Origin of the sequence: Chryseobacterium potabilaquae (genome assembly GCF_902728265.1) — a bacterium.
Classification (GTDB): Bacteria; Bacteroidota; Bacteroidia; order Flavobacteriales; family Weeksellaceae; genus Chryseobacterium; species Chryseobacterium potabilaquae.
In genome coordinates this window covers 18,221-39,456 of the sequence record NZ_CACVBR010000019.1, presented here as the reverse complement: position 1 = coordinate 39,456, position 21,236 = coordinate 18,221, and the positions used below count along the sequence as shown (strand labels likewise).

26 protein-coding genes and 1 pseudogene are annotated in these 21,236 nt (G+C 32.0%); 12 read left to right on the top strand and 15 right to left on the bottom strand.

What is annotated here, in order from left to right; all coding sequences use genetic code 11:
- Window positions 1-16 precede the first annotated feature (16 nt).
- The 6 genes from CHRY9293_RS11110 to ruvX all read right to left on the bottom strand — a co-directional run bounded on the left by CHRY9293_RS11110 (window position 17) and on the right by ruvX (window position 4,478).
- The gene (locus tag CHRY9293_RS11110) at window positions 17-886 is read right to left on the bottom strand and encodes a hypothetical protein (RefSeq protein WP_162033047.1); all 870 of its coding nucleotides are present in this window, start codon (window positions 884-886) and stop codon (window positions 17-19) included.
- Window positions 887-888: 2 nt separating this feature from the next.
- Entirely contained in the window at window positions 889-1,968 is a 1,080-nt protein-coding gene (locus CHRY9293_RS11105) for an FUSC family protein (protein WP_162033046.1), read from the bottom strand.
- A gap of 3 nt (window positions 1,969-1,971) precedes the next feature.
- The gene (mazG, locus tag CHRY9293_RS11100; protein ID WP_162033045.1) at window positions 1,972-2,739 is read right to left on the bottom strand and encodes a nucleoside triphosphate pyrophosphohydrolase; all 768 of its coding nucleotides are present in this window, start codon (window positions 2,737-2,739) and stop codon (window positions 1,972-1,974) included.
- Window positions 2,740-2,856: 117 nt separating this feature from the next.
- Window positions 2,857-3,414 (bottom strand): DUF5606 family protein, encoded by a 558-nt coding sequence (locus tag CHRY9293_RS11095; protein WP_162033044.1) that lies wholly within the window; start codon window positions 3,412-3,414, stop codon window positions 2,857-2,859.
- A gap of 78 nt (window positions 3,415-3,492) precedes the next feature.
- On the bottom strand, window positions 3,493-4,065 hold the full coding sequence (def, locus tag CHRY9293_RS11090; protein ID WP_162033043.1) for a peptide deformylase: 573 nt from the start codon (window positions 4,063-4,065) through the stop codon (window positions 3,493-3,495).
- A complete protein-coding gene (gene ruvX, locus CHRY9293_RS11085) occupies window positions 4,062-4,478 on the bottom strand; it encodes a Holliday junction resolvase RuvX (protein ID WP_162033042.1) in 417 nt (138 codons plus the stop codon). Before ruvX ends, def begins: the two co-directional genes overlap by 4 nt.
- 113 nt (window positions 4,479-4,591) lie before the next feature.
- Here ruvX and CHRY9293_RS11080 point away from each other — a divergent pair, with 113 nt between their 5' ends.
- Window positions 4,592-5,068, top strand: coding sequence for a SixA phosphatase family protein (locus CHRY9293_RS11080; RefSeq protein WP_162033041.1), 477 nt, complete (start codon window positions 4,592-4,594; stop codon window positions 5,066-5,068).
- A gap of 112 nt (window positions 5,069-5,180) precedes the next feature.
- Here the strand turns inward: CHRY9293_RS11080 and CHRY9293_RS11075 are convergent, their stop codons facing one another.
- Window positions 5,181-6,725 (bottom strand): serine hydrolase, encoded by a 1,545-nt coding sequence (locus CHRY9293_RS11075; protein ID WP_162033040.1) that lies wholly within the window; start codon window positions 6,723-6,725, stop codon window positions 5,181-5,183.
- A 209-nt stretch (window positions 6,726-6,934) separates the two neighbouring features.
- On the opposite strand from CHRY9293_RS11075, the gene CHRY9293_RS11070 reads away from it, so the two are divergent.
- The 4 genes from CHRY9293_RS11070 (at window position 6,935) to CHRY9293_RS11055 (ending at window position 9,322) form a co-directional block, all read left to right on the top strand.
- Entirely contained in the window at window positions 6,935-7,432 is a 498-nt protein-coding gene (locus CHRY9293_RS11070; protein ID WP_162033039.1) for a metallophosphoesterase family protein, read from the top strand.
- A gap of 23 nt (window positions 7,433-7,455) precedes the next feature.
- A complete protein-coding gene (locus CHRY9293_RS11065; protein ID WP_162033038.1) occupies window positions 7,456-7,950 on the top strand; it encodes a Smr/MutS family protein in 495 nt (164 codons plus the stop codon).
- A 2-nt stretch (window positions 7,951-7,952) separates the two neighbouring features.
- Window positions 7,953-8,684 (top strand): DUF3822 family protein, encoded by a 732-nt coding sequence (locus CHRY9293_RS11060; RefSeq protein WP_228455516.1) that lies wholly within the window; start codon window positions 7,953-7,955, stop codon window positions 8,682-8,684.
- Window positions 8,685-8,746: 62 nt separating this feature from the next.
- On the top strand, window positions 8,747-9,322 hold the full coding sequence (locus CHRY9293_RS11055; protein ID WP_162033036.1) for an RsmD family RNA methyltransferase: 576 nt from the start codon (window positions 8,747-8,749) through the stop codon (window positions 9,320-9,322).
- On the opposite strand, the pseudogene CHRY9293_RS11050 reads toward CHRY9293_RS11055, so the two are convergent.
- Window positions 9,323-9,666, bottom strand: a pseudogene (locus tag CHRY9293_RS11050) (winged helix-turn-helix transcriptional regulator).
- Window positions 9,667-9,747: 81 nt separating this feature from the next.
- Here CHRY9293_RS11050 and CHRY9293_RS11045 point away from each other — a divergent pair.
- Window positions 9,748-10,347 (top strand): nitroreductase family protein, encoded by a 600-nt coding sequence (locus tag CHRY9293_RS11045; RefSeq protein ID WP_162033035.1) that lies wholly within the window; start codon window positions 9,748-9,750, stop codon window positions 10,345-10,347.
- A 35-nt stretch (window positions 10,348-10,382) separates the two neighbouring features.
- Here CHRY9293_RS11045 and murI read toward each other — a convergent pair whose 3' ends face one another.
- From murI to CHRY9293_RS11020, 5 genes are all read right to left on the bottom strand, one after another.
- Window positions 10,383-11,213, bottom strand: a complete 831-nt coding sequence (murI, locus tag CHRY9293_RS11040) for a glutamate racemase (protein ID WP_162033034.1) — start codon at window positions 11,211-11,213, stop codon at window positions 10,383-10,385.
- A 64-nt stretch (window positions 11,214-11,277) separates the two neighbouring features.
- The gene (gene hemW / locus CHRY9293_RS11035) at window positions 11,278-12,402 is read right to left on the bottom strand and encodes a radical SAM family heme chaperone HemW (protein ID WP_162033033.1); all 1,125 of its coding nucleotides are present in this window, start codon (window positions 12,400-12,402) and stop codon (window positions 11,278-11,280) included.
- 50 nt (window positions 12,403-12,452) lie between these two features.
- The gene (locus tag CHRY9293_RS11030) at window positions 12,453-13,400 is read right to left on the bottom strand and encodes a PorP/SprF family type IX secretion system membrane protein (protein ID WP_162033032.1); all 948 of its coding nucleotides are present in this window, start codon (window positions 13,398-13,400) and stop codon (window positions 12,453-12,455) included.
- 51 nt (window positions 13,401-13,451) lie between these two features.
- Window positions 13,452-14,516, bottom strand: a complete 1,065-nt coding sequence (locus tag CHRY9293_RS11025; protein WP_162033031.1) for an RluA family pseudouridine synthase — start codon at window positions 14,514-14,516, stop codon at window positions 13,452-13,454.
- Between the two features lie 74 nt (window positions 14,517-14,590).
- Window positions 14,591-15,664 carry a PASTA domain-containing protein gene (locus CHRY9293_RS11020; RefSeq protein WP_162033030.1) on the bottom strand — a complete coding sequence of 358 codons (1,074 nt, stop codon included), beginning with the start codon at window positions 15,662-15,664 and terminating at the stop codon, window positions 14,591-14,593.
- A 157-nt stretch (window positions 15,665-15,821) separates the two neighbouring features.
- Here CHRY9293_RS11020 and CHRY9293_RS11015 point away from each other — a divergent pair, with 157 nt between their 5' ends.
- The 3 genes from CHRY9293_RS11015 to CHRY9293_RS11005 all read left to right on the top strand — a co-directional run bounded on the left by CHRY9293_RS11015 (window position 15,822) and on the right by CHRY9293_RS11005 (window position 18,053).
- Window positions 15,822-16,811, top strand: a complete 990-nt coding sequence (locus tag CHRY9293_RS11015; protein WP_162033029.1) for a D-alanine--D-alanine ligase — start codon at window positions 15,822-15,824, stop codon at window positions 16,809-16,811.
- A 56-nt stretch (window positions 16,812-16,867) separates the two neighbouring features.
- Window positions 16,868-17,332, top strand: a complete 465-nt coding sequence (gene coaD, locus CHRY9293_RS11010) for a pantetheine-phosphate adenylyltransferase (RefSeq protein WP_162033028.1) — start codon at window positions 16,868-16,870, stop codon at window positions 17,330-17,332.
- 88 nt (window positions 17,333-17,420) lie between these two features.
- On the top strand, window positions 17,421-18,053 hold the full coding sequence (locus CHRY9293_RS11005; protein WP_162033027.1) for a trimeric intracellular cation channel family protein: 633 nt from the start codon (window positions 17,421-17,423) through the stop codon (window positions 18,051-18,053).
- 68 nt (window positions 18,054-18,121) lie between these two features.
- Here CHRY9293_RS11005 and CHRY9293_RS11000 read toward each other — a convergent pair whose 3' ends face one another.
- Window positions 18,122-18,691, bottom strand: a complete 570-nt coding sequence (locus tag CHRY9293_RS11000; RefSeq protein WP_162033026.1) for a DUF2892 domain-containing protein — start codon at window positions 18,689-18,691, stop codon at window positions 18,122-18,124.
- A 61-nt stretch (window positions 18,692-18,752) separates the two neighbouring features.
- Window positions 18,753-19,247 (bottom strand): dihydrofolate reductase, encoded by a 495-nt coding sequence (locus tag CHRY9293_RS10995; protein WP_162033025.1) that lies wholly within the window; start codon window positions 19,245-19,247, stop codon window positions 18,753-18,755.
- Window positions 19,248-19,320: 73 nt separating this feature from the next.
- Between CHRY9293_RS10995 and CHRY9293_RS10990 the strand changes: the two genes are divergently transcribed.
- From CHRY9293_RS10990 to CHRY9293_RS10980, 3 genes are read left to right on the top strand one after another with little or no spacing between them, the layout of a single operon-like run.
- On the top strand, window positions 19,321-19,929 hold the full coding sequence (locus CHRY9293_RS10990) for a LemA family protein (RefSeq protein ID WP_162033024.1): 609 nt from the start codon (window positions 19,321-19,323) through the stop codon (window positions 19,927-19,929).
- Window positions 19,929-20,357, top strand: coding sequence for a TPM domain-containing protein (locus CHRY9293_RS10985; RefSeq protein ID WP_183147882.1), 429 nt, complete (start codon window positions 19,929-19,931; stop codon window positions 20,355-20,357). Before CHRY9293_RS10990 ends, CHRY9293_RS10985 begins: the two co-directional genes overlap by 1 nt.
- Window positions 20,338-21,141 carry a TPM domain-containing protein gene (locus CHRY9293_RS10980; RefSeq protein ID WP_162033023.1) on the top strand — a complete coding sequence of 268 codons (804 nt, stop codon included), beginning with the start codon at window positions 20,338-20,340 and terminating at the stop codon, window positions 21,139-21,141. Before CHRY9293_RS10985 ends, CHRY9293_RS10980 begins: the two co-directional genes overlap by 20 nt.
- The last annotated feature ends 95 nt before the right edge of the window (window positions 21,142-21,236 follow it).

Below are 21,236 nucleotides of genomic sequence, written 5' to 3'. Positions count from 1 at the left end.
ACCTATATCCATTAATTTAAAAAGAAAATCTATATACATTACCTCCCCTTTTTTTATCTTTTTCATCAGCAATAAGTAATGTTTCATCATTCAAAAATGTTACTGCTTCTTTCTGCGAATGATGATTCAATGAAATCTTCTGAATATCCACAGTACTAAAATCATGATCTGTAAACCCAGAAAGTATATGGATATTTTTATGAGTTAACAAAACAATTTTATCCTCTTTCCTATTGAGACAAGCGGAAGTAATAGCAGCATCATTATACCCTCCTTGAAGCTTTAACTTTCCTATTAATTTAGCCTCAAAATCTCCTTCTTTATTAGGAATTTGAAATACTAAAAAAGTACCGTCAAAACCCTTACTTCTGTTTTTTGTAAATAGGTAAAAGCTATCATTCATTTGGATAAATGCTTCACAATCATATAACCAGTTCGACTTTTTGGGTGGAAATTCAGTTTGTCCCTGATAATGAAATTTTGTTGTTTGAATAATTTTAGTTGTATTTTGAGAAGTATCCTTCAAATCAACCTTCAAAATAGCTAGATTTTGCCTATTATTATCATTATTCCCAAAGTCTCCAATATAAAGATTACCGTGAGAATCACTCGTAATATCTTCCCAGTCATTATTCTCCACATCTTTAACAAGTACATCCTTTATTATACTTCCCTTAAAATCAATACCATATATAACATTCTTATTTCCTTGATCTTCTATAGCCCAAATTATTTTTTTATCCTGAGACAAGGTAATTCCTGAAACTTCTTTCAGTTTTTTAGGCAAAGAAAATTCTTTAGCTAGGGTCTCAGTGTGGGGTGAATCCTGTGCTTTTGGGCTACAACTCCACACTAAGAAAATTGATAGAAGTAAAGTTCGTACCATATCTATTTTTTTATATTTTTAAACTTAAAATAAGAATAGCGGATATTTTTCTCTAATTTATTAATAATTTGCTGATGATGGAGAAAAAAACCGGCTGCCAAACCAATCAAACTTCCTATAATGGTATCAATCAATCTCGCGTGTATTAGGTTTTCGGCATGATAATGGGCCCCGCTTCCTATTTCGGTAAGCAGAATGGTTAAAGGAGTGATAAAGATAACAGCAAAACCATAATTTCTAACAATCAATAATTCAATAATAAATTGTAATACCGTAATAATAACAATCATGATTATTGTATCCGGATTAAATAGCAAAATCAACCACACAAAACCAATTCCAATAAATGTACCCAATATCCTATGCATATTTCTTTGCTTTACATGCTCAAAATTCCGCCCTTGAATAATAGCCACCGCAGCAATAGAAATCCAATATGTATTCTGAAAATTCAAGATATGCCCAACCATTAAAGTCAGCATCATAAAGAAACCAATAATGGTACTTTCAACAAACTTTGTATATCTTTTCTTACTAAGGGATCTCTTAGGAGCTATGATTATCTCATTTTTCTCAATAAAAACCGAATATAAAAAAGCCAGTGAACAGGATAAAATAGCTCCCATAGCCACTAGTCCTACCCGAATGGGTATCATTTCCAAATCAAAGCTGTATGTGCTTGCCATGGAGGCAACCATAATGAAAAAAAAATTTCCGGGAGGAGGAATTTTAAAATAGGACGATAAAAAATGAGCTAAAAAAGAAATTATTCCTAGTGATATACCTGCCACATATATATTAAAACTAAAAAACAGGCTTATCGTAAAAGAAAATACAATTCCAAAAGCACAAACAACTAAATGAATCATTCTCTGTGTAATCGGAGCTGAAGTAAAATATAAAATCGTTAAAGCACCCAAGCTGGAAAGACTACCATAATTTGGTTTTCCTAAGAAATATCCAATAAAAAGGCAAGCCCCAATACACAAAGAAGCTAGAAAAGGAAAATGCCACTTCCTTTCCGTTTTTTTAATCTCTAATAAATATTGAAATTGATGATGTATGGGGTTACCTACTTTCATAGCTTATAACAGCGTTTTTGCCTGCTCCCAAAGGACATCCATTTCCTTTAACGACATGTTTTCCAATTGTAAACTTTGCTCAGCAGCCAAGTCTTCCATTTTCTGAAACCTTGAAATGAATTTTAAATTAGTTCTTTCCAAAGCTGAATCCGGGTTAATCCCTGAAATTCGTGCATAATTGATCAGTGAGAAAAAAACATCACCCAATTCCTCTTCTTTTTTTCTGAGGTCTGTCTCCCTATGAAATTCGTTGATTTCCTCATCAACTTTTTTCCAAGCATCTTCGGCATCATGAAATTCAAAACCAATTCCCTTAACTTTATCTTGTATTCTATAGGCTTTCACCAAACTAGGCAAACTTTTCGGAACACCTCCTAAAATAGATTTATTTCCTTCTTTTAACTTTAATTTTTCCCAATTCTGTTTTACTTCCTCCTCATCTTTTACTTCCATGTCACCATAAATATGAGGATGACGAAAAATGAGTTTTTCATTCAAAGAAGTAATTACATCAGCAATATCAAAGCTCTCTTGTTCGGAACCAATTTTAGCGTAGAAAACAAGATGGAGAAGTACATCACCTAACTCTTTTTTTATTTCCAGTAAATCTTCCTTCAAAATGGCATCAGAAAGCTCATAAGTTTCCTCAAGGGTTAAATGACGAAGCGATTGTAAGGTTTGCTTTTTATCCCATGGACACTTTTCACGAAGATCATCCATAATATCTAATAGTGTTCCGAAGGCTTCTAATTTTTCTTGTTTAGTATTCATAAATGGGCATTCAAAGAGATACAAATGTAAGATAAATCTTCTTTAATATCTTTTTATCACAAAACAAAAAGCCTCATCATTTCTGATAAGGCTATATTTTAAATTCAAATAAATGAATTATCCTTTTTTAGTATGTGTACTCTTTGGAGCGGCTTTAGCGGCTGAAGTAGCTTTTACTTTTGGGGTTGCTGGTTTTTCAGCTTTCAAAGCTGCTTTTTTAGGAGCCTCTTTTTCAACAGTCTTTTCTTCTTGAGCAGGTTCCAATGTTTCAGGTTCTGCTTTTACAAAGCTTTCAGGAGTGATATATCCCGCTTTTTGAAGGATATTATACCATTGAGCCAATTTCTTGATATCAGAAGTGTATACTCTTTCTGTATCGTAATTAGGTAGAGAGGTCGACATGAATTCTTTTAATTCAGCGTCATTAGATTTATGCCCAATCGCTTCTTTATAGTCGTTATTTTTAGCAATATTTTCAAAAACTTCAAACAAAGGAACCTCTTTATCAAATGTAAACATCGCAATGTTATCTAACAAACTTACTTGACTTGAGTTACCAATGCTTACTTTTTTCTTAGTGGTAACATCTTCAATGATAAACCCGTTTCTTAACTGAGAAACTAATTTATAAAGTCCTGGTTTTCCTGAAATTGAAATTATTTTTTCTAACAGCATAATTTTATTTTTTGTAAATTTTGCAATAAGCCTTAGCTTTTTACTGTGTATTATTTCTTATTTTTAGTTCTTTCTTAATTACTTTGGAAATCTCATTTTATAATTGATACTCACATCACCTTGTGATATTTTCACTAATTTCCCCTTTACTAACTTTTTTTTCAATGCGCTTAAATGATCAGTGAATAAAATCCCCTCAATGTGGTCATATTCGTGCTGAATTACGCGGGCTCTAATATCGGAAAAAGTTTCTGTATGTTTAACAAAATTTTCGTCATAATATTCTATAACTATTGTACTTTTTCTTTTCACATCTTCTCGTACATCCGGAATAGAAAGACAACCTTCATTAAACTTCCACTCTTCACCCGATTCTTCTAAGATTGTGGCATTAATAAAAACCTTCTTAAACTCTGCTAATTCATCTTTAATATCTGCATAATCCTCATCTTCTGCCAAAGGAGTCACATCAATCACAAACAAACGTAAATCTAATCCGATTTGAGGAGCTGCTAATCCTATGCCATTCGCACTATACATTGTCTCAAACATATTATCGATAAGCTCTCCTAATTCTGGATAATCTTTGTTTATCTCTTTGGCTACTTTTCTTAAAACAGGGTCTCCAAACGCTCTTATTGGTAATATCATCTTATTCTTTTTTCTAAAAAATTTTGCAATAAAATTGTTGCACTTACTTTATCTATTAATCCTTTTTCTTGCCGTTGTTTTTTATTTTTACCACTTTGTGAAATAAAAAATGAAGCAATTTTGGAGGTAAATCTTTCATCCAGGCGATAAACTGGAATATTAGGAAATTTTTTCTCAAATTCTTCAATGAATTTTAAAATATCCTCTTCCACATCTGAAATATTACCTTTCAGGTCTACAGGAAGCCCAACCACTGCTCCATCCACCTTATTTTGGCTAAAATACTGATTCAAAAACTCTAGTAAAAAATTGGTTTGAATAGTATCTACCCCACTTGCAATAATCTGCATATCATCTGTTGCAGCAATACCTGAACGTACTTTTCCATAGTCAATTGAAATGATTTGTCCCATAGATCTGCAAATTTAGTAAATTTTAATGATTTTATTCCTAACACAGTTTTTTTTGTAAATCATGTTTTATTCCGTTATTTTTTTTATAATTTTAATTTTTTAAAAACAAAAGTATGAAAAAACTTATCCTCGTAAGACATGCCAAAAGTGATTGGCCAGAGGAAACAGAGGATTTTGACAGACCGTTAGCTGACAAAGGGCTGGAAGAAGCTATGCACATGTCTAGGTTTTTGAAAAACAACAATATCTCCATTGATTGTTTTGTTTCCAGTCCAGCGGTAAGAGCTTTAAATACATGCAAGATATTCAATCAGACATATCATCTGAAAATGAAGACTCATGATAAATTATATAATCCTTCTGAAAGAAATTTTGAATCAGTCATTTATGATTTAAATGATGATCATAATTCAGTTGCTTTTTTCTCTCATAATAATGGAATTTCGAATTTTGCCAACTCTATTTCTGAAGACATTTTTCATTTCCCCACCTGTGGAGTAGCATGCTTTGAGATAGATTGTAATTCGTGGGCCGAATTTGATACTGCTAATAAAAAATTAGTCTTTTTTTATGAACCAGGAAAAATTTAAATAATCTATTGTAAATATTTACAACCCTAACAAATTGACAATAAAAATAAAAGTGCAGGTATTTTTTACTTGCACTTTTATTTTATACACCTATTTGTTGTATAATTGAAGATTATTTTTTCTTCAAATCAAGATCATCAAAATCAAAACTGAAATCAGTAATATCAGAAATGGGTTTAAATCTAGCTGATAGCGCCTGGCCATTTTCATCATAATTAAAAATAATATATGCATCCGCATCGTAGCTTCTATCATCCCATTTTATAATGAAAGAGTTATAAGAATAAGGAAGTAGTTCTCCTCTTAATCTTGGAGAGTTTTTGCATCCTATTTTATACGTATTTCCTTGTTGTGTAATTTCTACATCTCCAAACCATGCATCATTATATATTCCCACAAATTGGCTTGCCCGAGGTTGAAGATGCTTTTCTTTTCTATAAATGTCAGATGTTGCAAAAGCGTTTTTCTTTTGCTGATCGAATTCTGCAGTCCTTTTTATCACTCTATCACTATAAATATTCAACCAATTTCTATCTGAAATACCCAAATATAGATCTTTAACCGTATTAGTAATGGTATTGAAGGCTTCTCCTGATTGTTGATTTGTAAGTACAACAATCCCCAAGTTCAAATCCGGAATCAGAGTAAACTGCGTCACTGTTCCAATCAAACCTCCTGTATGCTGAATTTGTTTATATCCTTTAACATCACTTAAAAACCAACCCAACCCATACCCGAAAAAATGAGTATCATAAGGCATTTTAGTCGTAATCTTTTCTGAAATTTGCAGGCTCCAAAGTTCTTGTATATTTTTATCTGAAACTAATTTTTTCCCTTCCTTTGTCGTAAAATTATTCAAAAGGCAATCTGCCCAAAGGGTCATATCTTTAATATTACTCATAATTCCCCCGGCCGCATTTGCAGTTTCATTCCAATCATGAGGAACTACTATTGCTTTTCCATTTACAGGCGCATGTGCGTCAATTTTATTGATCGTTGATTTTGCTCTATTATAGCTTCCAAAACTCGACGTCATTCCAACAGGTTTCATAATTTGTTGTTCTATAAACTCGGTCCAACTTAACCCTGAAACTCTATGAATAACCTCTCCTGCTACAATAAACATGATATTATTGTAATCCAACGTTGTTCTAAAAGGATTTTCCGGCTTCAAATACCTTATATTATGAATAATATCATTTACTGTCAGGCTTCCTCCTTCAGGAAAAAACATCAGATCTCCTTGTCCAAGACCTAATCCCGCTCTGTGAGTTACCAAATCTTTAATGGTTATATTTTGAGAAACATAGAGATCATACATTTGAAAATCAGGAATATATTTTGAAACTTTATCATCCCAATTCAGTTTACCTTCATCTGCTAACATTGCCAACGCAGTACATGTAAAACCTTTCGAGTTGGATGCAATGCCCACTAATGTAGCATCATCCATAGGTTGCATGGTATGTAAAGAACGAACTCCAAAACCTTTTGAGTAAATTACTTTGCCATCCTTTATAATTCCGACTGACATTCCGGGGACGTCAAAAGTTTTCAATGTATTTTGGATCAAACCATCCAGCATTTTTTCTTCAATCTGTGCATGGAGTACACCAATAAATAAAAGAAAAAGGAAAAGAGTAAGTTTCTGCTTCATTTTATTATTTTTCCAAAAATATAAAGAAAATTTGTTATTCTAAATGTATAATTACTCTCGCTCTATTTTTCAAAACTATAATTTCAAAAAATTACCTTTTGATTTCATTGCTTTTACCTAAATGATAAAGTAAAATATTCTATAAACTAAACAAAAAATAATTCTACCCCCTATATTTGCAAAAAATATTCTTAAAGAAACTCAACAAAATGACCAAAATACTTCTTCTTTCCGACTCTCATTCTTATATTGATGATCGAATTGTAGAATATGCAAAACAAGCTGATGAAATTTGGCATGGAGGAGATTTCGGAAGTATGGAGGTTATTGAACAACTTGAAAAAATAAAACCTCTTAGGGGAGTATACGGGAATATTGACAATTCAAAAATTCGCTCAGAATTCCCCGAAGTAAATAGGTTTTTCTGCGAGCAGGTAGAAGTTCTAATGATTCACATTGGAGGGTATCCCGGAAAATATTCTCTTTTAGCAAAAACAGAAATTTCAAAAAAGTCACCTCAATTATTTATTTCAGGACATTCACATATTTTAAAAGCCATGTTTGATAAAAAATATAATTTATTGCACCTCAATCCAGGAGCTTGCGGAAAACAAGGATGGCATAAAACGAGAACGATGATGCGCTTTATAATTGATGGAGCGGAAATAAAAGATTTAGAAATTATTGAACTCGGACCCAAAGTTTGAGTATATACTGATTAATAAAATACATGAAGATAGGCGATCAAGTTTCAGTTATTGATGAAAATTTAAATGGAACAATAACTTCCGTAAATGGAAACCTTGTGGCTTTTAAAGACGAGTATGGATTTATTTATCAATATCCAAAAGATCAACTCATTCTCAAAAATCCTGATTTCTATAAGAATATTCGTGTTGAAAAAAAAATAGAAGCTAAAAAAGTTTTATCAAAAAAGCACCAGAAAAATCCTCTGATTTTGGATCTTCATTTTCATAATTTGGTTAAAAACCCTAATGACTATGAGAGTTTTGAAAGGCTATTTATCCAAAAAGAAAAACTTTTAGAAACATTGGCATTTTGTAGAAAGCATCATTTAAAAAAATTAGAAATTGTTCATGGAATTGGTAATGGCACCCTTCAAAAGCTGGTTTGGGATATTTTAGAAAACCAGACTAACCTTGATTTTTATAATAAGGAAATACTTCATCATCAATCAGGTGCAGTAATGGTAGAATTTCATTAAATTTGCAACAACTGATTATGAACATACTTAATTTACTTTTTACGAAAGACGGATTAATTTTCCAAATCTATAAAAACAAAGACTTTTTAGAAGAGAGATCTTATTTTGTTGATGAAGAAACTCCGTATAATTTTATTGGAGAAAAGCTAGATGAAGTTCTGGCAAAACAAAGCTTCGATGAAATTTATGTTATTTCTGCCCTTAATCATTTCACTTTAATGCCTGAGGGATTTTCTGATCATGGAATAGGATATGATCTTATTTCTTACAACGCACATGTTGAAAAAGAAAAAGAAGAGCTGATGCTTTCCATAAATGAAAAATTCAAAGTTCAGTTTTATTATACTTTCCCAAAAGATTTTTATAAAAAAATAAAACAGTTGGGAATTCCTACTTATTTTAATTTCTCAGGCGAAAAATTCCTGAACTCAATTAATAATAAAAATAATAAAGAGATCCATATTAATCTCTATCATAATCAATGTGAATTTTTTGCTATAGACAATAAAAAAGTAATCTTATACAATAATCTGGACATTAATTCAGAAGTTGACTTTCTTTATTTCATTATGTTTACCTTAAATAAAATACATTTTGGAATCCACGAAACAACTTTCTTCGCTTATGGAGAAACCACTGAAAATGAAACATTTATCTCTGAGTTACAAAAATTTGTAAAGAACCTAAAAATTGTATTTGATAATGTTCCTAACAAAAATTTCATATTAAGTTAACTCTAGAAAACTAGACTTAGACTCTATAAATAAGCTTCTTACTACTCAAAACTTAAAAAAACATGTATAGAATAATATCAGGCCGATGGAAAGCTAAAAAAATAGCAGCCCCAAGAAATTTCGATGTGAGGCCCACAACAGATTTTGCAAAAGAAGCATTATTTAGTATTTTGGAGAACAAATATGATATGCAATCTATTGCTGTTCTGGATCTTTTTGCCGGGATTGGTTCTATTTCATTAGAATTTGCATCTAGAGGTTGCCAAGATGTTACTTCTGTAGAGTTGAATCCTAAACATACAGCTTTCATTAACACGACTGCTGCCGAACTCGATATGGCCCAACAAATCAATGTTCAAAGAGGAGATACATTTGACTGGCTAAAAAAATTCAGGAACAAAAAAAGCTTTGAAATCGTTTTTTCTGATGCACCTTTTGAAATGGAAGAAAGTAAATATTATGAAATGATTTCTTTAATTCTCAATAATAAATATGTAAAAGAAAATGGAATTCTTGTTGTAGAACATCAAAGCCGAATGAAATTTAACCATCCTAGCTTAATTGACACAAGAAAATATGGAAATGTGAGTTTTAGCTTTTTTGAATCTATAAAAGAAGAAAAAAATATCCTAGAATAATCAAGAAGCTTTCTTCTTGGTTATTTTTTTTGAATTAGTAGCTGCTTCTCGTCCCCATTTTGTAATTTCATGAAGAACCGGCAATAGCGTTTTACCAAAATCTGTCAAACTATACTCAACCATTAAAGGTGGTTTTTCAGTAAAAACTTTTCGATCAATAATATGATCCTCCTCTAATTGTTTCAATTGAAGACTTAATGTTCTTTCAGTAATTTCTTTAATTCACTATACCTTTTTGCTCCATCTATAAGGTAAAATAAAATAACTGCTTTCCATTTCCCACCTATAAACTTCATTGTTATGCTGGTGCAGCAAGGGTAATCTTTATTATCTATTGTATACATTTTATACTATCATTTTTTACCGTTATTGCAAAGTTACAAAACTTAAATTAATTTTGTAACTATAAAAAATATAGTACAAGTATGAATTTTTTAGAAAAAATGAAATCGAGATATACTGTGAAAAAGTATAACCCTCAAGGAAAGATCAGTGCAGAACAAATACAAGAGCTTAAAGAAATTTTACATTTAAGCCCTTCCTCAATTAATAGTCAGCCTTGGAATTTCTTCTTTGTCAATGATTTGAAAACTAAAGAACTGCTAGCCGAAGCCTCTTTCTTTAATAAAGAAAAAGTGTTAGAAAGTAATTTGTTAATTGTTTTTCAAGTAATTAAAAATCCAGATGATTTTGAAAAGCAGATTGAAGAAAATTTGCCAGAAGGAGCGGTAAATTATTATAGAAACTTTGTAAAACCTCAAGGTGAACCTGCTATTAAATCTTGGCTTAAAAATCAAGTTTATCTTTCGTTAGGAGTACTACTTGCAGCATGTGCCGATATGGAAATTGATTCTACTCCTATGGAGGGAATTGAAGGTGATAAATATGATACAATTTTAGATAACAAAAATTATGAAACATTATTTGCAGTAACTATTGGAAGAAGGGCAGACCATGATAGTAATCATCCAAAAATAACTCCCAAAAGGAGGTTGGATAGTAAAAATGTAATTTTGGAAATATAAAAACAAAAGACTCAAACAAATGAGTCTTTTATTTTTTATAATGTTTTGAATTCTAAATCAATACTTTTTCCGAAAAATTTCTTTGAAATTTTCTCAAAATTCTTCGTAATATCCGAAAGATAGAAGTGATAATCTGGTTTTGGATTACTCTCATTCAAGAGGTTATACTTATCCAGAATAATTTTTAAATGGTTTGCCACAATATTTGGGGAATCAATTACTCGAACACGATTACCATAATACTGTTTGATTTCATCAATTAATAATGGATAATGTGTACATCCTAAAATCAATGTTTCAATATTTTTCAGTTTATTATTACTCAAATAATTGTATATGATTGCATGAGTAATCGGATGATTTTTAAATCCTTCTTCAATAGCAGGAACTAGCAACGGAGTCGCCAACTCATCTACCTTGATCCATTTATTATGTTTTCTAATACTTTTTTTGTATAATCCTGAATTCACAGTAGCTTTTGTGGCAATTACCCCTACATTATTGTGAATTTCATATGATACTTTTTCAGCGACAGGATTAATAACATCAATTACCGGAACTTTCCCAGCAACAGATTCTACCACCTCATTTAACGCATTTGCCGTTGCCGTATTACAAGCAATCACAATAGCTTTACAATTTTGTTCCAATAAAAAATTAGTGATTTTTGTAGAATATTCAATAATTGCTTCTTTTGATTTTTCCCCATAAGGAAGGTGTTTAGTATCTCCAAAATAAATTAAATTTTCATTAGGAAGAAGTCTTTTAATTTCTTTAGCGACTGTTAAGCCACCTACTCCGCTATCAAAAATTCCAATAGGTTGATTCGGTGAAAGGTGAGAATAATCTTGTTTTTTAGTTTTCAAATGAGTTGAAATTTTGTGCAAAAATACAAAGATTTTAGATTATCGGATTCTAGATTTTAGATTTTTAAACCAGAAATAAATCAGCAGCTATTCCATCTGCCAAAAACCAATGTTTTTTAGGAATTTTAAGATGATCATTTTCCATAATCAATATTCCTTCTTCTATTTTAGATGCTATCACATAGGTAAATTTATCTATAATTTCAGCAGAAAATTTATTTTTTAGACTTATAAGATCCACTCCCCACATTGTTCTTAATCCAATCATCATCATTTCATTAAACTGTTCTTTTTGTGAAAGAACTTCTTCCTCTTTAGGCAAAAGATGCGAATGTACTTTCTTCATATACTGCTGATTATTAGCCACATTCCAACTTCTTATATCAAAACCGTTATAAGAATGAGCAGAAGGGCCTATTCCCAAATATTCTTTGTATTTCCAATAGGCAGAATTATGTTTGGAATAGAAACCGGGCTTCGCAAAATTAGAAATTTCATAATGATCAAATCCATGTTCTTTTAAAAAGTCAGACAAATAATAAAACTCTTTATTTTGTTCTTCTTCTTTGGGACTGGCCACTTTTCCTTTTAAAATCCAATTCTCTAAAGCTGTTTTATGTTCAACCGTTAAAGCGTATGAGGAAATGTGTGGGACATCCAGAACAATAGCCTTGGCGAGGTTTTCTTTCCATCTTTCAAAATTTGAAACAGGTGAGCCATAAATCAAATCAATACTTAAATTTTCAAAACCAAAATCTTGCGCTCTTTTAATAGAGCTTTCCGCTTCCGATCCACTATGTGCACGATTCATTAGCCTTAGGTCTTCATCAAAAAAACTTTGAGTACCAATAGACAAACGATTAACGAAAGATTGTGAAAGGTTTTTTAAGAAATTCTTATCTAGATCATCAGGATTGGCTTCTAACGTAATTTCAATATCATTTTCAAAACTGAAATATCGTAATACCTCATCAATCAAACTATTAATTTCATCCGAAGAAAGTATAGAGGGAGTTCCTCCTCCAAAATAAAGAGACTGTATTTTTTTGTTCTGTAATTCATCCTTTCTCAGGAGGATTTCCTTCTTCATGGCAGCAAGCATCTCATCTTTAAAATTTAAAGACGTTGAAAAATGAAAATTACAGTAACTGCATTTTTGTTTACAAAAGGGTATGTGGATATAAATCATAAAAAAAGCCCTGAAAAAATCAGAGCTCAAATTTATTTAAATTAAATTGATTAGTATCTATATCCTCTCACATTAATGAAATTGTCAAAGTTATATCCTAGACCAATCATAAAACTATTTCCTCCATACGTCTGAATATCAGACAATCCAAGGTTATAAGTAGCACCCACCATGAATTTGTTGAATCTTACTTTTACAATTGGAGATATACTTAGCTGTTGGTTATCAAATCTATTCTGAACTGATCTATAGTTCACCCCCACAGAAAAAGCATTAATATCATTAAAAAACGTTGCCATTAAATTATAATCAATGGTTCTTGTAGAGTTTGTATTCAAATTGACCAATGCAGATGGTGTAAAATATATATTATCACCAACATGCCAATCATACCCTAAATTTAAGAAGAATTTAATTGGAGAAGGCTCCCGTCCATTAACAATTGATTCATCGTTTGTCAAAGCAATATCATTTACGGATACCCCTGCAAAAATATTTCTATAAGTTGCGGATAATCCAAAATTAGCATATGCCATAAAAATATTATTATCGCCAGTAATTAATGGATCTGTACCATCTTCAGTATTTAGTTTTGAATAATCAAAATTCATGTTATAAAGGCTAACACTTGTACCAAAAGAGAATTGATCTTTTCTTTCTCCTTCACTACTAAGAGGAATAAAATATGAAGCACCTGCTGTAATCCCTCCTGCTGAAATAGGACCATTGCTATCTCTGAAAACTGAAATTCCTGCACCCACTCTATCAAAAATATTAGCATTTATCCCTACCGATTGTACATTTGGAGATTCGCTGAACTTTGAAAATTGTTGTTGATAGTTGAGATTAAGCTGAACATAGTCTGTTTTACCGTATTGTGCAGGATTGAATAGAAACTCACCATCTAAGAGATATTGTTGATAATATGGTAGTGTTTCTTGTGCTTTGTATGCATTTGACAAAAGAGCCAAACACACTATAGCATATAGTTTTCTCATAACAAATCTTGATTTCAATTCAACAAATATAAAAAAAATCTCAATATATTTTTAGTTTTCCAAATATTTTCTCCATTTTTTTACGGCATCCTCCATATCTTGAGGCATTGGGCTTTCAAAATATAATTCCTTTTTAGTAGTAGGGTGTATAAAGCCTAAGGTATGGGCATGGAGTGCATGTCTAGGAAGAATTTCAAAGACATTTTTAATGAATTGTTTATATTTAGGTAAATTAACACCTCTTAAAGGCGTATGCCCTTCATATCTCTCATCATTAAACAACGTATGGCCTATATGTTTAAAATGAGCTCTAATCTGATGTGTTCTTCCTGTTTCCAGCTTACATTCAACCCAAGTCATATATTTAAATCTTTCCAAAACTTTATAATGAGTTACAGCATGCTTTCCTTGGCTTCCATCTTCATATACCGACATTTGCATTCTGTTTTTAGGATGTCTCCCTATATGCCCTTTAATGGTCCCCTCATCTTCTTTTAAATTTCCCCATACAAATGCCCAATATAATCTTTTGGTCTTTCTTTCAAAAAATTGTTTTGCAAGAAAACTCAGCGCGTATTCATTTTTAGCAATTACCAACAAACCCGATGTATCTTTATCAATCCTATGAACCAGTCCCACTCTATCAAGATCGGACTTCTCATTATTTTGCTCAAAGTGATATGCTAATGCATTAACTAATGTTCCATCCCAATTTCCAAATCCGGGATGAACCACCATTCCTGCTTCTTTATCTACTATGACAAGATCATCGTCTTCATAAATAATATTAATCGGAATATTCTGTGGAATAATAACATTTTCTCTCGGCGGATGAGTGAGTAATACTGAAATTTGATCCCCAGGTTTTACACGATAATTTTGTTTTACAGAGCTCCCATTTACCATCACATTTCCTGCTCTACAGGTTTGTGAAATTTTATTTCTTGAAGAATTCTGTCTATATATTAATAGGAACTTATCTATTCGTAATGGCTCTTGTTTGGCATCCACTGTTATATTGAGATGTTCATACAAGCCTTTATTTTCATCATCAATATCAATATTGCTTGAATCTAGTAATTCATCATCTAAAAATTCCTCATTTTCTTCTATCATGATCTTTAATTTTTACACAAAAGGCTTCAACATATTAAAAAGTTGAAGCCTATAATTTTTATAGTAAATATCTTTTATTCTACTACTACTTTTTTAGCTTTAGGCTTTTGAGTAGATGGCTGAGTCGTATTTGTTACCGGTTTATTACCTGTAGTATTCGTCGTTTTTGCCTTATTATCTGTCTTAGGTGCAGTTGCTGCTGGTTTAGATGTCTCACTTTTTACCACTTCTGGTTTAGGGTTATCTTTTTTAGGAACCGCTGTAGGAGTAACAGGAGTCAATTCATTGATTTTTGGCTCGGACGGATTTGGAACTTCTTCATAATGTATCGGCGGTAAAGAAGTATCTATTTTCATACGATATATTGAATTAAGTTCCTCCACTTTAGCTCTTAATTCTGCTGGAGTCCTTTTACTCGCCCAAAGGTCAATTTGCATTCCCTGATCTCTTACGTCACCTGCCGCAGGATCTTGATAATAAATAATATCAGATTCATCTTTGCTTCCATCTTCATGTTCCACTAAACCAACTTCAAATAAGCTTCTGGCAATAGCTTGTCTTGCTTCTTTTACAGTTAACCCAACTACATTAGGTATTGAAATATTTCTCATAGGGCCAGATCCTACAACCACATCTATTGTGGAAAACCTCGGAATCAGTGTCCCAGGCTTTATGGTATTCCCTTTATATAAAAGTCTTATAATTGCTTCTTTTTGAATACTCGGTTCAAAAATAGTATCTCCTACTTTCAATCCTACTTGATCCAACCTTTGAAACGCCAAACCAGAGTACTTATTAATAACATCAGGAATCGCAACAGGAGCCCAATTTCTAGGATTAACAACCAAACGTATAGCCCTTCCGTCTTTCACTCTAGATCCGGGGGAAGGGTAAATTTGTAATACCTGAAAAGGTCTATATTTAGGATCATATTTAAAGCTATCAACTTCATATTCTAACCCTGCATCATCCAATACTTTAACAGCTTCGTGAACTGATTTATTAATAACATTAGGTACGGGAACTTCCTGACCATGACGGGTATGATATTCCAGCCACCTAAATGTAAGCCAAACCAATCCTACAAAAACCACTATGGCAAACACTAAATTCAGTAAAACTTTCCAGTTGAAAAGTGATTTAAGCATACTTAAAAATACTTTAATTATAACGGCAAATATAGCCAATAATTTTAGAATGTCCTTTTTAATTTAATACAATTGATTTCTGATTTTAAAATTTATAAATTTCCCATATTTCATTACATAAAATGATTAAATTTGCCTTAATTGATATTATATGGTTATGAGCAAAAAAAATGTTGCCGTAGTAATGGGGGGCTATTCGGATGAATATGTAGTATCCCTGAAAAGCGGCCAGTTAATCTATGATTCTTTAGACAGAAATCTTTACAATGTATATAAAGTAGTTATTCTAAAAGATGAATGGTACTTTTTAGATAGCAATGATAAGAAATATCAAATTAACAAAGGGGATTTTTCAGTAACATTACATAATGAAACATTAAAATTTGATGTTTGCTTCAATATCATTCATGGTACCCCTGGAGAAAACGGAATTCTACAAGCTTATTGGGATGCTATTGGACAAACCTATACCGGATGTGATTTTTACCAAAGTGCATTAACTTTTAACAAGAAAGATACTCTTGCTGTACTATCAAAATATGGAATTCTTTCTGCTAAAAGTATCTATTTAAAAAAAGGAAGTGAAATTAATGTGGATGAGATCGTAGAACAATTAGGACTTCCACTCTTTGTAAAACCCAACCAATCCGGATCTTCTCTTGGAATTTCTAAAGTAAAAGAAAAGTCAGAATTAATGAAGGCTACTGAAATTGCATTCAAAGAGGATCATGAAATTTTAATAGAAAGTTTTCTAAACGGCATGGAAGTGTCTGTGGGTGTTATTGATTTTAAAGGTGAGACAATTGTTTTGGGAATTACCGAAATTGTTTCTCAAAATGAATTTTTCGATTATGAAGCAAAATATGAAGGAGCTTCAGAAGAAATTACGCCGGCAAGAATTGATGAAGAAACCAGAATACGTGTAGAAGAAATAGCAAAAAGAGCTTATGAGTCGTTGGGTATGTCAGGCTTTTCGAGAAGTGAATATATTTTAATGGACGGAATTCCTTATATGTTAGAAATGAATACAAATCCTGGATTCTCTCCCGCAAGCATACTTCCTCAACAAGCCAGACATTATGGAATTTCCATTACTGATCTTTGTGGGAACGAAGTAGAAAAAGCGTTGCATAAAATGAGAAGTTAATGACTATACATTCTAACTTATCATTTTAATTTCAGAATTCATAACTTTATAAAGACATGAAAATTGCTGTTTTTCCGGGATCATTTGATCCAATTACACTAGGACACTATGATATTATAGAAAGAGCAGCGCCTCTTTTTGACAAATTAATTATTGCAATAGGACAAAATTCTCAGAAGAAATATATGTTTCCCTTAGAAAAAAGAATGGAGTTCATTCAAAATTCAGTTGCGGAATTTCCCAATGTAGAAGTGGATTACTTTGAAGGCCTAACAGTAGACTATTGTTTTGATAAAAATGCACAATACATTATTAGAGGGTTAAGAAATCCTGCTGATTTTGAATTTGAAAAAGCAATTGCTCACACCAATAGAACTTTAGCTCATAAAAAATTAGAAACTGTATTTTTATTAACTTCATCAGGAAAATCTTTTATAAGCAGCAGTATTGTCCGAGAGATTATTAATCATGGAGGAGAATATGAATTATTGGTTCCTGACTCCGTAAGGATGGAAAAATAATATAAGCTATAGATGATAATGGATAGAATGGTAGAAAATTTGCTTATAGAGACATCGTTTATCAATTATCATTTATATCTTATATCATATGCATGAACAGTTCAATTTTGCGATAGAAGTTCTTGGAACAATATCATTCTCAATGTCAGGCACTTTTGCTGCTATGCAAAAACGCCTTGACCCATTTGGTGTTCTTATTATTGCATTTGTAACATCTGTGGGAGGAGGAACAGTACGAGATCTATTATTAGATGTCCCTGTTTTTTGGATGCATGACCTTCTGACATGTGTTCTGATTTTAGTAACAAGTATATTTGCCATGATTTTTAAATCGATAGAAAAAAACTTCAAAGTAACCTTATTTATCTTTGATAGCTTTGGTCTTGGGCTTTTTACTATAATTGGTATACAAAAAGGATTAAATGCAAATATATCTCCTTTAATTTGTATTGGATTAGGGACTATTACAGGTTGTTTTGGAGGAATTATCCGAGATATTTTATTAAATAGGATTCCTTTAATTTTCAGACAAGAAATTTATGCAACAGCATGTATATTAGGAGGAATTATCTTTTTAGGGCTAACTCGCTATACCCGACTTTCCTTTACATTTATTCAAATTTCAACGATCTTGCTTATTGTAACAATAAGAACATTAGCTGTTAAGTATCATTGGCAAATCCCTAAATTTTATGGATATAGAAATGACGCTGAAATGTAAATCCGGATAAAAAATAAAAAGTTCTGAAAAATCAGAACTTTTTATTTGTGTATCATACTGGTCAATTCTTAAAAGAATTTTCCTCTTTGTCTCATATTGGGGTTATGCATATGCTTTTGCATAGAAGGCATTTTCAATTGGTCCTTCATCATTTTGATCTGATCGGTCATCATTCCTGCACTATCTAATCTTTTTGCCTCTTCCAAAAGTTTCTGTCCTTCTTGTTTTCTTCCCTTAGAAATAGCTGCGGCAGCTAAATTCAAAGTAGCCATCGCTCTATCATGTTTCATATTGAGGCCATATTCAAGGGCTTTTTTCATGAAGGGTTCAATCTTTGTAGGATTCTCTTGTGCTAACGTTAACCCTTGCAGATAATGAAAATATCCGTATTGTGATTTATGGAGCTGTGCCTGATAATTTGTAACTTTCTGTAACCATTCTGCTGCTTTTTCCATACTTTGCTTTCTCAGCTGCCAAAAGGCCAGAAGAATATATTCGTTTTTAAAAAAAAGCAAAATGGGTAATGCCGCGAGAATAAAAATTACGATGCCCCAACCAAGACTTCTTGTAAAAATCATCATATATAGTCCTGTAAGTATAAGAACTGCTGCAATTACAATTTTTATGTACTTATTCATTATAAAATTTTAGAAGTGCAAAGATAAAAAAATTGAAGGCTGGAAACTAGCATTATGACAATTATTCATTCTTAATTTTTTCAAATGTCTGAAAGCAGAAATCATAAGAGTTTTTCTCATCCTTTTCGTGACAAATTTCATTTGTTTTCTTCCATATTTTTTCATTAATTTTAGGGAAATGGGTATCGGCTTCCCAATGAGCTTTTACTAAAGTAACTTCTAATTTATCTACTATGTCGATGGTCTGTTCATATATATTTCCTCCTCCAATAATAAAAATATTTTCATCGATCTTTTTAGCAAATTTCATAGCTTCTTTAATGCTCCCTACAATTAAAATTCCTTCTTCAAACCAGTCTTTTTTTCTAGAAACAACAATATTAGTACGATTAGGAAGTGGTTTTCCAATACTCTCATAGGTTTTTCTTCCCATAATAATAGGATGCCCAGATGTAAGGTCCTTAAAATGTTTCAAGTCTTTCGGAAGGTGCCAAAGCAACTGATTATTCAACCCAATTTCATTGTTCTCTCCCATTGCTACCACTATTGTCGTCATTTAAATAATTTTCCACAAAATTAGCACATAATTTGTATATTTGGATAGCACAAAAAATTTAAAAAAATAAACTATGAAAAACAAGGGTTGTCTGAGCGCCGGAACTATTGGCATTGCTCTCCTTATTATTCTTGCTGTAATATTCTTTTGGGGCAAAAATGGCTATAATAGCTTTGTAACGAAAGAACAAAATGTAAATACAAAATGGTCTAATGTTGAAACTGTTTACCAAAAAAGAGCGAATCTTATTCCTAATCTTGAAAGAACAGTAAAATCATATTCAAAATTCGAACAAGAAACTTTAACAAAGGTTATTGAAGCTCGATCTAAAGCAACCTCTATTAATGTGGACCCTTCCAATATGACAGAACAAGATATCGCAAGATTTCAGTCTGCCCAAGGTGAACTAACAGGTGCATTAAGTAGATTAATGGCGGTGGTAGAGCAATACCCCAATCTAAAAGCTGATCAACAATATATTAATTTTCAAAGAGAATATACGGCTATTGAAAACAGTATCCGTACAGAAACTGTATATTACAATGAAGCTGCTCAGGATTATAACACTTCAATTAAAACATTTCCCAATAATATTTTGGCGAACTTTACCAACTTTAAGGAAAAACCTTATTTCAAAGCAGAAGCCGGAGCGCAAAAAGCACCTGATGTTTTCTCAGAATAATGAACAATTTCTTAACAAATCAGCAAATAGCATCTCTTGTAGATGCTATTCAGTCGGCCGAAGAACATTCTACGGGTGAGATCAGGGTACATATAAATTCAAATACTGATATTCAGAATGCTCAAAATGCATTTGATGTTTTCAAAGAATTATGTATGAATAAAACCAGAGATCAAAATGCAGTTCTTTTTCATGTCAATTTTGAACAAAAATATCTTACTATTATTGGAGATATCGGTATTCACGAAAAAGTACAGCAATCTTACTGGGACCACCTGCATGACTATATCACTTCTGAATTTGCAAAAGGAAATTATTATAGAGCACTCAAAAGCGCTATTCTGGAAACTGGTATAGAGCTAAAAAAACATTTTCCGGTAACGGGAGAAAATCCAAATGAACTTTCTAATGAAATTACATTCTCTTAAAATAGTATTTTCATTCCTATTAATATGCTTTTACAGTTTTGTATCAGCCCAATATACTGTACCTACAAAACCTGATATTCTATATCCTGTTTATGATGAAGCTAATTTATTAACTCAACAAGACAAAGATAATCTTAATAGTAAGCTCATCAAATTTGCAGATTCAACCTCAACAGAAATTGAAGTCGTAATTATTCCTTCCACAAAAGGAGAAGATGTTAATTTCTTAGCTACTATGTTTGGGCAAAAATGGGGTATTGGAAAAAAAGGAGTTGATAATGGCATTGTATTTTTAATTGCTACTGAAGATCACACTATGTCTATCCAACAAGGTAGAGCTGTTGAACAATATTTAACAGCATCTGTTGCAGGACAGATTTTAGATTATATTGTTACTCCTCACTTCAAGAAAGGAGAATGGTATGAAGGTATTAATCGAGGCACGTCTGCTCTTATGGAGGCCGTACAAGGAAAGTTTAAACCTTTAACTACTCAGAGCACAGGAGATAGTGGAGACGTATTTACAATCCTCATTATTGCTTTTGTTATTTTTGTTATCATTATTATCATTTTTGGAAATAAGGGTGGAGGAAGAGGAGGAAATAATGATGATGATGACGTAATCATTAGTAGACGAGGACGAAAAAATTACTCAGGCGGTTTTTTCCCTTTTCCTGGTAGTTTTGGAGGTAGTAGTGGAAGCTCAGGCGGAAGCGGAGGAGGATTTGGTGGCTTCGGTGGTGGGGGAAGTTTTGGTGGTGGTGGTGCCTCTGGAGGATGGTAGACAAAATCAATTATAGAATAAATAGAAAATCGGCTGCAATGTAGCCGATTTTTTATTTAAAACTTCAAATTCCTACTGATTCATTGACATTTTTA